The 10,912-nt window shown below is 46.0% G+C and carries 11 protein-coding genes; all 11 read right to left on the bottom strand.

What is annotated here, in order from left to right; all coding sequences use genetic code 11:
• Window positions 1-950 (bottom strand): sugar kinase (locus H5T41_10110; GenBank protein MBC7109116.1); only part of this gene is annotated, 950 nt, incomplete at its 3' end.
• A gap of 13 nt (window positions 951-963) precedes the next feature.
• Window positions 964-1,257 carry a thiamine phosphate synthase gene (locus H5T41_10105; protein MBC7109115.1) on the bottom strand — a complete coding sequence of 98 codons (294 nt, stop codon included), beginning with the start codon at window positions 1,255-1,257 and terminating at the stop codon, window positions 964-966.
• Between the two features lie 267 nt (window positions 1,258-1,524).
• Complete coding sequence (locus tag H5T41_10100) at window positions 1,525-1,995, bottom strand: RidA family protein (GenBank protein MBC7109114.1); 471 nt, start codon at window positions 1,993-1,995, stop codon at window positions 1,525-1,527.
• 9 nt (window positions 1,996-2,004) lie between these two features.
• The gene (locus tag H5T41_10095; GenBank protein ID MBC7109113.1) at window positions 2,005-3,936 is read right to left on the bottom strand and encodes an aldehyde ferredoxin oxidoreductase family protein; all 1,932 of its coding nucleotides are present in this window, start codon (window positions 3,934-3,936) and stop codon (window positions 2,005-2,007) included.
• 2 nt (window positions 3,937-3,938) lie between these two features.
• Complete coding sequence (locus tag H5T41_10090; GenBank protein MBC7109112.1) at window positions 3,939-5,042, bottom strand: hypothetical protein; 1,104 nt, start codon at window positions 5,040-5,042, stop codon at window positions 3,939-3,941.
• Complete coding sequence (locus H5T41_10085) at window positions 5,029-5,871, bottom strand: creatininase family protein (protein MBC7109111.1); 843 nt, start codon at window positions 5,869-5,871, stop codon at window positions 5,029-5,031. The genes H5T41_10090 and H5T41_10085 overlap by 14 nt, the downstream gene beginning before the upstream one ends.
• 8 nt (window positions 5,872-5,879) lie before the next feature.
• Window positions 5,880-6,704, bottom strand: a complete 825-nt coding sequence (locus tag H5T41_10080; protein ID MBC7109110.1) for a carbohydrate ABC transporter permease — start codon at window positions 6,702-6,704, stop codon at window positions 5,880-5,882.
• The gene (locus H5T41_10075; protein MBC7109109.1) at window positions 6,701-7,585 is read right to left on the bottom strand and encodes a sugar ABC transporter permease; all 885 of its coding nucleotides are present in this window, start codon (window positions 7,583-7,585) and stop codon (window positions 6,701-6,703) included. The genes H5T41_10080 and H5T41_10075 overlap by 4 nt, the downstream gene beginning before the upstream one ends.
• Before the next feature lie 71 nt (window positions 7,586-7,656).
• On the bottom strand, window positions 7,657-8,952 hold the full coding sequence (locus tag H5T41_10070) for a sugar ABC transporter substrate-binding protein (GenBank protein ID MBC7109108.1): 1,296 nt from the start codon (window positions 8,950-8,952) through the stop codon (window positions 7,657-7,659).
• A 426-nt stretch (window positions 8,953-9,378) separates the two neighbouring features.
• Window positions 9,379-10,038, bottom strand: a complete 660-nt coding sequence (locus tag H5T41_10065; GenBank protein ID MBC7109107.1) for a bifunctional 4-hydroxy-2-oxoglutarate aldolase/2-dehydro-3-deoxy-phosphogluconate aldolase — start codon at window positions 10,036-10,038, stop codon at window positions 9,379-9,381.
• 307 nt (window positions 10,039-10,345) lie between these two features.
• Entirely contained in the window at window positions 10,346-10,834 is a 489-nt protein-coding gene (locus tag H5T41_10060; protein MBC7109106.1) for an IclR family transcriptional regulator, read from the bottom strand.
• Between the last annotated feature and the right edge of the window lie 78 nt (window positions 10,835-10,912).

Genomic DNA, 10,912 nt, shown 5'->3' with positions numbered 1-10,912 from the left:
TCGCACTCCTCTTTTGTCGCCCACACAAAATCGCCGGGGTTGGTCTGCTTGAGGGCGGAGATAGCCACGCCGTAGTTGAGCCCGGTCTGCACATCTTTCGTGAGGTAACCGAAGAGGAAGCCACCGGCAAAGGCGTCGCCTGCACCTACCCGGTCGACGATTTCCAGGTCAAACACTGGGGCGCGGAAGATCTGGCCGTCGCTATAGGCCAAAGCGGTCCAAGTGTTGCGCCAAACGGAAGGCGTTTCGCGGATCGTGATGGCCACTGCCTTCAGGTTCCTGAACATCTGGTTCAGGCGCTCGGCTACCTTCTCGAAGGATTCTTCTTTCACCCCGAACACCCGTTCCGCGTCCTCTTCAGTGGTGATGAGGATGTCTGCCTGAGAAACTAGTTCAGTCATGACTCGTCGTGCCTCTTCTTGGCTCCAGAGGCGGGCACGGTAGTTGAGATCGATGGAAACGAAAACTCCATGTTCTTTGGCTTTTTTCACTGCTTCCTTTGTAGCTTCTGCCGCGGAGGGGGAGAGGGCTGGGGTGATTCCGGTAGTGTGGAAGGCCTTTGTTTGCGAAAAGATTTTGTCCCAATCCACTTCCCCGGGCTGGATTTTAGCCATAGCTGAGTCTCGGCGATCGTAAAGAACGGAGCTTGCCCGGGGGCTAGCTCCAAACTCCACGAAATAGAGGCCAACGCGATCGCCATCGGTCCAAACGATATGAGACGTGTCAACTCCCTGTTCCCGGGCCTTATTGGCAATCATTCGGCCCAAGGGGTTGTTGGTAAGGCGCGTGACGTAAGCGCAGCGCAGTCCCAACCGTTGGGCAGCCACGGCCACGTTCAATTCCGCCCCACCAACATTTACATCGAGAGATTTTGTCTGTTCTAGACGCTGAAAGTCCGGAGGAGAGAGACGAATCATCGCTTCTCCAAACGTTACAAGATCGTAAGGCATCTGCGCCTCCTTTTTATTTTTCGCGGAGCTTCTCACGCGCTCGCTTTACCGCTTCCATAAGGGCGTGGGCTCGCTGGGTGAGGATTTCGTAGCGACCTTCGGCCACGGCTTTCTTATCCACAAGCCAAGACCCCACGCAAACCAGGGCCGCACCAGCTTTGATGAACTCGCCAGCGTTCTCCGCGGTGATCCCACCTGTGGGAACGAGAGGGATTTGGGGGAGGGGGCCATGGATTTTTCGAGACATATTTTCGAGCTTGATGGGCTTGCATGGAGAACTGTCAGCATTGCAGCTCCCGCTTTCCAAGCAATGAGGATCTCCCTTGGGGGCATAGCATAGACGATCACAGATGCTCCATAGCGGCACCCCATTGTCTATTGGCTTTATTATAGAGGTAGCAAAATTCACAGAGATTGCCAAAATAGTTTGGTAAGTAATTAGGATCTTTGCAAAAGTACCCGCTATTATTAGAAATTTTTTTAACATAATATTCATAGCTGTCTCCAGACACAAAAACTGTATGTCATATTTCTAAACAATTTTTTCTCAACACTTTATCTCAAGACTAGCTTTTTATACCCGCACACGGACTACCATTTCAATTTCCACAGGAATATTCATGGGGAGAGCAAAGGTACCTACAGCTACACGTGCATGCTGTCCACGGTTGCCGAACAGTTTTACCAAAAGCTGAGACGCTCCGTCTATTACTTTGGGCTGATCATAAAAACCCGGCGCACTATTAACGAATCCACGCACTTGAACAATTTCCTCGATGGCGTCCAACGAGCCTATCACAGCTTTGACTGCGGCTAGACAATTCAAAACACATAGTTGAGCAGCCTTATAGGCTTCTGTGAGAGAAACCTCCGCCCCTACGCGGCCTATATACACTGGTCTTCCGTTACGAATTGGACCTTGTCCTGAGCAATATACCAACTCCCCCACTTTTTTAGCAGGCAGGTATTCAGCCACTGGAACAGGGACTTCGGGCAATTCAAACCCCAAAAATTTTAATTTGTTTTCAATAGTGTCACACTGCATACCCATCATTCACCTCCTGGTTACGAGATCTCGGATTTTGGGATCATCTAAAAGCCAATCTAGATCCAAATAATATAAAGTAGCTTCAGTAGGGACTCCGTTAATAGGATTCCATCCCATCAATGAATAATATATTTTTACAGCTCGCTTCAATTCTTTTCTGGGCACACTGTTTCCAGCAGAAGCGCCACCTTTTAACGGCTCAAAAAATCTGTCTGGAAGCCAGTCGTCTTTTGCGGAAAACCCTTCCCGCAAATTGAAGCAGCGTGCCATTGTAAGACTTCTTCGGCCTATATCAAAAAGCTCTACCCAGCTTGTTTTCCATCCGGTAACCGCGCGAATAATGGTTAACAAATGGTCTGGGCGATACGTATGTCCTGGAGGCCCTACAAAAATACATATGTCAAAAACATTATATAAAGACCAAAGAATTTGGTTCATTACAAATAGCCGAACTTTCTTAGGCCCCAAGTCCATCGGTGGTATAGGTTCAATGATTCCAAAAGGCTCCATGCTTTGTAAGAATGGGCTTTCGGTAGCGAAAGTGTAATCATGCTCCATTTGTATATGATCTCCACCGTGTGGAGCTACTGCGTATCCTAGCGCAGCGCCGATTTTTTGTCCGCGGGGCTCCTGCAACGCAATTTCCTCACCTTTGACGTGCATAGCAAAAGATTTCGCCGCAGAGCCGATCATCTCGCATAGCTTTTTTACTCCCTCCGCTGCTAAACGCCCAACGCCTTCTCTGTAGGCTATCTTTTTGATGAGCCAATGCGCCGCAGAAGCGTTTCCAAAAGTTAGTTTAGCTTTTTGCAACTCTTCCCACATTTTTCCTTTCAGCAATTTTCGCTCTACACATTCCATTAGAAAAGCAATTACATCACCTGTTGATATAGTATCTAACCCCAGATCATCACACAAAGCAGTTAACGCTAAAAGTTCCCTCTCTTCGGTTATTCCGCAGTTACTTCCCAGTGCGGCTAGACTTTCGTACTCAGCTGAGTGAGAGGTAATCCATCGATCTTTTTCGAACGGAGATTCAAACCGAACAGTTTTCCTACAAGCCACGGGGCAAGCAAAACAGGAATGCGCGCCAATAATGAGCCCTTTGCTCCTCCAAGTGTAGCCAGACAATTTTTCAGCTCCCTCGATGGTCCCATACCTAAAGTTAAAAGCTGGTAATGATCCTAATTCATTATAAAGCTCCACCGCGCCTGCGGTGCCTGTCTCGTTAAGAAGACGATTGGTGGGATCGGCTTTAAAATGCTGGGCAAACCACTTAGCCAATTCCTTGACGGTTTCAGGATCGTATAAATTTATTGCTTTTGTGCCTCTAACAACAATCGCTTTTAAATTCTTTGATCCCATAACAGCTCCAAGTCCCATACGTCCATGCATGTCGTGCGGCCCAGCCGAGATGCTAGCGTATCGAACTAAATGCTCTCCTGCTGGACCAATGCACAAAACCTGAGCTTTGTCGTAGTGTTGTTGTAACAATTCTCTTGTTTCTTGCGTTCCTTTGCCCCATAAATGTTGAGCACTCAGTAGTTCAACGTCGCCATCATCAATTACAACGTAGATTGGTTGCTTTGCAGCTCCATGAATCACTACAGCATCATATCCTGCTTTCTTTAATTCTGGCCCCCAAAAGCCACCGGCTTCAGACTCACCAAAGCCCAAGGTCAAAGGGGACTTTGCGACTACAGAATGTCGAGCATTTCCGGGAAAAGGGGCGCCTACAGTGGGGCTTGTGGCCAACACCAGTAGATTTTCAGGTGACAGCGGATCGATTCCGGGTGGCAGAAATTTTAACAAATAATACAGCCCTAGAGAACGCCCCCCTACATATTTTCTGTAGAAAACTTCCGTTGGCCTTTCTTCCCATGTCTCGCCAGAGGCCAAGTTGATATGTAAAATTCGCCCTCGGTATCCATACGGCATACTTATACCTCCTTCTTTAAATATTGTTGTATTTTTTGCTTGTCCAACTCAATACCTAATCCGGGAGCTTGCTTCAAAATAAGTTTCCCACCTTCATATTGTATTGGTGGAACAACGACGTCATCTTGGGCAATGAGCGGCCCTATGACTTCTGCTGGTAGTGTGTTGCAATTAAGTAAAGCAGCAAAGTGTGCTCCAGCCATGGTACCAACGCCGGTCTCAAGCATACTACCGACAAGCGGTACTATTCCTGCTGCTTCTGCTACTGCAGCCATTTTTAATGCAGGGTAGAGACCACCACTCCGGCAAACTTTAATGTTGACGTAGTCCACAACTTTTTGTCTTGCTATTTCGTGTACGTCGTATATTGTTAATATACACTCGTCTGCGACGATTGGAATTGGCGATCTGCTAGTTAATCTTTTTAATCCAACAATATCCCATGCCGGCACTGGCTGTTCTAAAAGAGAGATATTTAGGTTTTCCATTTGGCGGATGTAAACAAGGGCCTGTCTCCAATGCCATGCTCCATTTGCGTCAAGCCTGAGGTCGAAGTTTTCGCCGATTTCTTTTCTCAACTCCCGTAAGAACGCAATTTCTTCACACCAATTCTTGCCTACTTTGACTTTTATTGTTCGGAACCCCTCATTTATTCGTCGGCTTGCCTCTTCGATGGCTTTAGAGCCTTGAGCCGGATTTGTAAGCCAAATCACTGGTATATTTTTCACAGCGCTCCCTAAAAGCCGACATACGGGAAGGCCAGTATATTTACCCATGATATCGTACAAAGCAATATCAATCGCAGCTTTGACAAATCTATGTCCACGTACAAGCTTGTTCATTAGAAAATGCACATTACCAATGTTTGTTGGATCTTGCCCCAATAGCAAGGGCTTTAAATAATGCTTTAAAATATACATATCACCTGCCGGATTTCCTTCGTCATAGATCGGGATGGAGGCTGATTCTCCCACTCCAATGATACCTTCATCTGTTTCTATTTCTACAAGTACAAACTCAGCAAATCCCCTTTCCCCGTATGAAGTCACAAGTGTTTCCTTTAGTGGAATACAAATTGGATATGCACGCAAGTCAACAACCTTCATTTTTTACCCCTTCTTTTTGCCCCGAATGCTTCAACAACGCTAAATTTCCGCGTCCGTAATCTTCGATGAGCTCACATAACTTTTCAATAAGGAGCACAAATACTTGACGCCCTTCTTCTTCTGACGCCGTAAGGGGATCGCCTATGACACCCGAGGAAGAAAGTTTTAAATAATCAACATAATAATGAATAATGTTTGTTGCGAACAAATCAGGGGAAAAATATCTATCTCCAGGCTCTAGTGATGTAACCGCTCTGGTTAGTTTGACTAGCTCAGGAAAAAGATATAAAGCTAATGATGTCTCAAATTCGCAAGCATGACCCATCCCACCGCGTGGTGACTTGCGGATTTGGCCAATTTCGGTGGCAATTAATTTCCAATATGTAACTGCAATTGGTGATTTGCCGAAGCGTCTAGCTATTTTGTTGGTCGCAATTATTAAGAGGGGTTCATTTCCTCCATGGCCATTCAATAATAAAATTCTATTTGCATTATGTTCGATTAAGCTTTTGCATATGTCATAAATAACAGATATTAAAGTTGTTTCACTTAATGTAAGAGTTCCGGGTGCTCCCATATGATGAGGGGAATATCCTACCCATAAAGGGGGCAAAACTATTGTAGGATATTTGCATTGTGCTGAAGCCGCACATGCTAAATAAAAGCTAAGCATAGTGTCTGTGCCAACCGGAAGATGCGCACCATGTTGCTCACAAGACCCGATTGGCAGGATAATTATAGGATCCTCCTCTTTTAAACAAGCCTTGATTTCTGGGAAGGTGAGTGTCCACCAACATCGCGCGTTCTGCCCTGAGCATCTCCGGTCCATATTTAACATCACCCCTTTATAGCTCCAAATGTCATCCCACGAATTATATACTTTCGTGTGAGTAAAGCAAGAGCAATCGGAACTAGAGCCCCGATAGTTGCAGCCGCGCACAATTCGCCCCATAAGACACGACGCGAACCAAAATATGTGACAAGATGAGTGGTAAACGTAGCGGCCTTTGTTCGAGTCAACAGACTAGCAAAAAGAAACTCGTTCCAACTAAAAATAAAAACTAGTATTCCAGTTGTTACTATTCCATTGCTTATTAAAGGTAAAGTTATTTTAAAAAGCACACCCCACGGACTACACCCATCGACTAAAGCCGCTTCTTCAATTTCTCGTGGTACATCCTCGATAAAGCCCCGTAGTACCCAAGTTGTAAATCCTATATTGAATAAAACATAACATAGGATCAGACTAAGATGCGCATCCAACAACCCCAGCCTACGGAATAGCATAAAGATAGGGACGGCAAACGCCACAGGAGGAGCTATTGTCGTTGTTAGCAAGATAAAAAATAATGTATGCTGCGCAGCAAATCTAAATCGCGAAAAAGCATAAGCAGCAAATAATCCAAAAGGCAACACAATGATAACCGTAGCTAAACCTATAAAAGCACTGTTAAATAATTTATATAAAAAAGCACTTTTGATTACTATGTAATAATTATTAAAGGTAGGTTCAAATAAAATGCGAAATTTAAGAGAAAAAATATCACGGGGGGTTTTAAAAGAAGATGTTATTAGCCAGAATAAAGGCAATAAGAAAACGAACATTATTATAACTGTTAAAAATATTTTAATTATTGCAATCATTAACTGTTTATGTTTCATATTCCCTCACCTCCAGTAAAAGTTTGTGTGCGCCGGATAAGAAGCATAGCAAGAAAAGCTCCGAGATTTAATGCGACGAATGTTAGCGCAGAGGCATATCCTAGATCAAACCAGGAAAAACCAACCTTTGTAATGTACACATTTAGCAATTCGGTAGCAGTCCCAGGACCGCCATCTGTCATCAGTTTTATAATGTCATAGATGCGAATACATTGAATAAAGCGAAAGATAGTAGTGATAAAAATATATTTTTTCATCATAGGTAGAGTAATATGCCACAGCACTTGTATTGTTGAAGCTCCGTCAATAAGTGCTGCTTCAAAATGTTCATGGGGCAGTGATTCTAAACCCGCTAGTAGAACTAACGTTGCGAATGGTGTCCACTGCCATAAATCAACTATGATAACGGATAAAAACGCATTTGTAGGAGAGCCTAAGAAATCAATACGTGGCAACCCAACTTCAACTAATATTTGATTAATCATGCCAAAGTCGTAATTAAATATAAATTTAAAAACTAACCCAGCAATAGAAGGAGCCGTGACCATAGGGGCAAGAAAAATGATTCTACAAACTCTCCTCCCCCAGGTCAATGTGTTAAATAGGTAGGCTATTAAAAATCCAACTACAATAGAAAGAGGAACAGCTATTGCAATAAAAAGAAGTGTACGGACGACTGCCAACCAAAATCGACCATCATGAAGCAAGTTAATGTAATTGCGGCCAAAGTTGAATCTCTGTTCATGTGGGCGAGTTAAATGAAGGTCAGTAAAACTTGTATATATCATGTGGATTGTTGGGTAAAGTGCAAAAAGTGCAAGCAGAAGTAGAACTGGGGCTAAAAACCAGAAACTTGCTCTCCAACCCTTTTGTCCGATCATTTTTCTGTCTTTGTCGTTCGGTTGTGGAAAAAAGGGTAGAGGAGAAAGCCTCCTCTACCCCCTGGGTCTTTTTATCGCCGTATGATGTTTTCTATCTTTGCTTGTGCATTTCGAAGGGCTTCAGCTACTGTCTGCCGACCAGCAATAGCCAATGAGATTTCTTCTTGGAAAGCCTCAGCGATTTGAACAAACTCAGGAACGAACGGCCAATATCTGCCATCAGTAAGTGCTAAGCTTTGGGGGAGAAGCTCCGCCCAAAAGCCAAGCCCGCGAAGCTCGACGATCTCTTTGTAAAGGTCCGTTTTGTAAACGTCCATGTTAGGGAAGTCAATCCTAATACCGGCTTCTAATTCGCGCATGCACGTCTCAAGAGAGGCCCTCCACTGGATAAATAATCGAGCTGCTTCCTTGTTTTTAGAGAGACGACTTATGGCAAGACCTTCAGAATAGAGCCATTGCGCATAGTTGCCTGCCGGTCCGGTAAGTAAGGAAACGCCGATTTTTCCGGCGACTTGCGACACCGTCGGGTCAGCAAAAACGCTAGGAAAACCTGCCATGTCGAAAGTCATTACTACTTTACCAGCCCGATAAAGCTCTGACATTACCTCCCAGCCTATTGTGGCCTGTCCAGGAGGTCCATAGTCACGCATTAAGGTAACGAGGTCCTCCATAGCTGCGCGCATTTCAGGAGTGTCAACTGTAACCGTGCCATTAGTGAGAACCCTAGCGCCATATGCCCAGGCCCAACCAGCCGAAGTGCCGAATGATGCGAAGCTAGCGCTACCTCGTCCACAGAATGGATATAGGTCTGGTTCTCGCTCTTTTAAAAACTTTGCTATAGCGACCACATCATAAACTGTGGAAGGCGGTGTCAAATTCCACTTATCTAAGATGTCTTTTCTATAAATCAACACTCCTGCTCCAGTTAGAGACACTGGCACAGCGTATACTTTTTCACCAGCGGTATACAGATCCCTCGCACCTTTCGGTACAGCCTCCCACTTAAATCCATACGGATTGAACCCTACATCAAGGTCATTAAGGGGCTCAAGGCATCCCATGCGGCTATATTCCGGGAAATACCAATACTGCACTGCAACGACGTCGTATGCTCCAGTACCACTAATGAAATCCAAGATAAATTTCTGCCGCATTGTGGGTTCATCATAAACCTCGTATTCGACATTAATGCCTGTAGCTTCTTCAAAAATGTGTACAAATTTTTCGATCCCTGCAGTTTCATAGCCAGCCTTAAGAAGAACCCTAAGTGTTGTGCCAGCATATGCACGTAGTTCCTGCCCCATTGTTCCCACGGAAAGGAAGACCACGGAAAGCCAAAGACACACACCAAACAAACAGCAACGCATAAAACCACCTCCTTTTAGGTTGCGATTTTTGCCTCTGTTGTTATACTGCAGACTTCACTTTCTGGTCTCACCGTTCTAACCACCTCCTTTCGAATAAAGCAGGCATGAAGCCGAACGGCTGTGCGTGAGGGATTTGTCCATAACATGATAACATGCGTCAAACCCCGCTGCCGTGTTTTTATTTAGTAAAATCATGTTAGCTAAAAAGCATATCCCTATTCCGCTAACACGTCAAGCGTCTCCGGGCTTGTCTAACAAGGGACATTCGTCACCAAGAATAAGGGCCTGGCAAGGCTCATGAAAATTCTTAGCTAAACCCCGTCGTGCGACCAAGCCTGTGAGTTGCGCAATTTTTCGTACACGGTAAAAAGAGCTGGTCCTGGAATCATCAAGCGATAACGTTTCATGCCAGACCTCTTTCTCCAATTACGGCAAAAGTTTTGGGCAGTTCCTGGCCTCTTTAACCACGGCAACAAGCTTACGGGCCTTGTCACGAAGAATTTCGACTTTTTCTGCGGCTAGCGCCTTTGTATCCACCAGCCACGATCCTACGCATACCACAGCTGCGCCAGCTTTGATGAACTCACCAGCGTTTTCAGCGGTGATTCCACCCGTGGGAACAAGAGGGATCTGAGGGAAGGGACCGTGCATAGCTTTGATAAATTCTGGGCCGAGGACCTCCGCCGGGAACACCTTCACCATGTCCGCCCCGGCTTCCCAGCAGGTGAGGATCTCCGTAGGAGTCATCGCCCCAGGGATCACAAGAACTCCATATCGATGGGCTGTTTCGATCACATCTGGCTTTACTGTAGGAGTCACCAAAAACTGGGCCCCGGCGAGGATCGCCTGCCTAGCGGTAGCCGCATCCAATACTGTTCCCGCTCCCATGAGCACGTCCGGGAGTTCCTCCCGTGCCTCTTCAATGGCCCGAAGGGCTCCAGGTGTCGTCATCGTGATTTCAAGACAGGAAAGCCCCCCTTCATACAATGTCTTGGCAATCCGTATTAAATCTTGAGTAGTAGTCACTCGAATGATGCCTATCACGCCTGAGTCCTTAAGCTGCTCCAAAGTGTCTGTGTTCCACACAGCCCCTCCTTTGTTGCACGAAGATTGTAAGAGTTGCCTTTTCTTTTGTCAACACGTTTTTGACAAAAACAAAAAACTCGATCGCAAAGGAGCGCTAAAGTCATGCGGATAGAATTGGCCACGCTGCAAATTTAAGACGGTCTCCCAAAACATACAACTTCTTTTTCGGGCGCTCTGGAAGTGCCTGGAACACTGGGTACTGACTTTGCGGCCGAAGATTGCGGAAAATTCCGATCTCGGTTGGCTCGATCTGGAAAGAACGAAGGCTCTTCAACTCTATCCGCCCTTGTTTGAAAAAATACAGGCCTTACTGAGACTGTGGAGGGGATGATGTGGCAGACTTTTTAGCCGACGCCAGGTTTTCAGTAACAGAAGACCGGTGACCTAGCGCGGATGAAATCTCGCGGCTACCTTCTAGCACCGCTTGGGTGTACCGTTCGAGGGGGTTGTGAGCTAGTCTGACTTTAGGCAGCGACACGGAAATGGCGGCTACTACTCGACCTCGATAGTTGTGTATCGGTGCGGCGACACAGATGTTGCCCTCGTGGAACTCCTCCCAGTCCACCGCATACCCCTGGGTTCGCACTCGCTCCAACTCCCTTTTTAGAACTTCGGGATTTGTGATGGTGTTCGGGGTGAGAGCCGAAAGAGACCCTTTCGCCAAAATTCTCTCCAGCGCCTCAGGATTGTGGGCCAAAAGAACTTTTCCCAATGCCGTACAATGGGGAGGAACTCGTCGGCCAATTACCGAGGGGATAACCACACTTGGCGCGGCTTCTTCCCGGTCCAAATACAAAACCTCGTCTTCGTAGAGCACCGCAAGATGAGCATTTACCTCAAGCTCCCGCGCTAGTCTCTTCAGCACAGGTTTTGC

It is taken from the genome of Methanomassiliicoccales archaeon (assembly GCA_014361295.1).
GTDB lineage: Archaea > Thermoplasmatota > Thermoplasmata > Methanomassiliicoccales > JACIVX01 > JACIVX01.
Note: the sequence above shows the minus strand (reverse complement) of the source record. Positions and strands in the feature narration are given on the sequence as shown.

Bases quoted from the DNA above. Each gene is read 5' to 3' on its own strand.
- H5T41_10070 (MBC7109108.1), bottom strand. From the start codon at position 8,952: ATGCGTTGCTGTTTGTTTGGTGTGTGTCTTTGGCTTTCCGTGGTCTTC.
- H5T41_10090 (MBC7109112.1), bottom strand. From the start codon at position 5,042: ATGAAGGTTGTTGACTTGCGTGCATATCCAATTTGTATTCCACTAAAG.
- H5T41_10100 (MBC7109114.1), bottom strand. From the start codon at position 1,995: ATGCAGTGTGACACTATTGAAAACAAATTAAAATTTTTGGGGTTTGAA.
- H5T41_10085 (MBC7109111.1), bottom strand. From the start codon at position 5,871: ATGGACCGGAGATGCTCAGGGCAGAACGCGCGATGTTGGTGGACACTC.
- H5T41_10080 (MBC7109110.1), bottom strand. From the start codon at position 6,704: ATGAAACATAAACAGTTAATGATTGCAATAATTAAAATATTTTTAACA.
- H5T41_10095 (MBC7109113.1), bottom strand. From the start codon at position 3,936: ATGCCGTATGGATACCGAGGGCGAATTTTACATATCAACTTGGCCTCT.
- H5T41_10075 (MBC7109109.1), bottom strand. From the start codon at position 7,585: ATGATCGGACAAAAGGGTTGGAGAGCAAGTTTCTGGTTTTTAGCCCCA.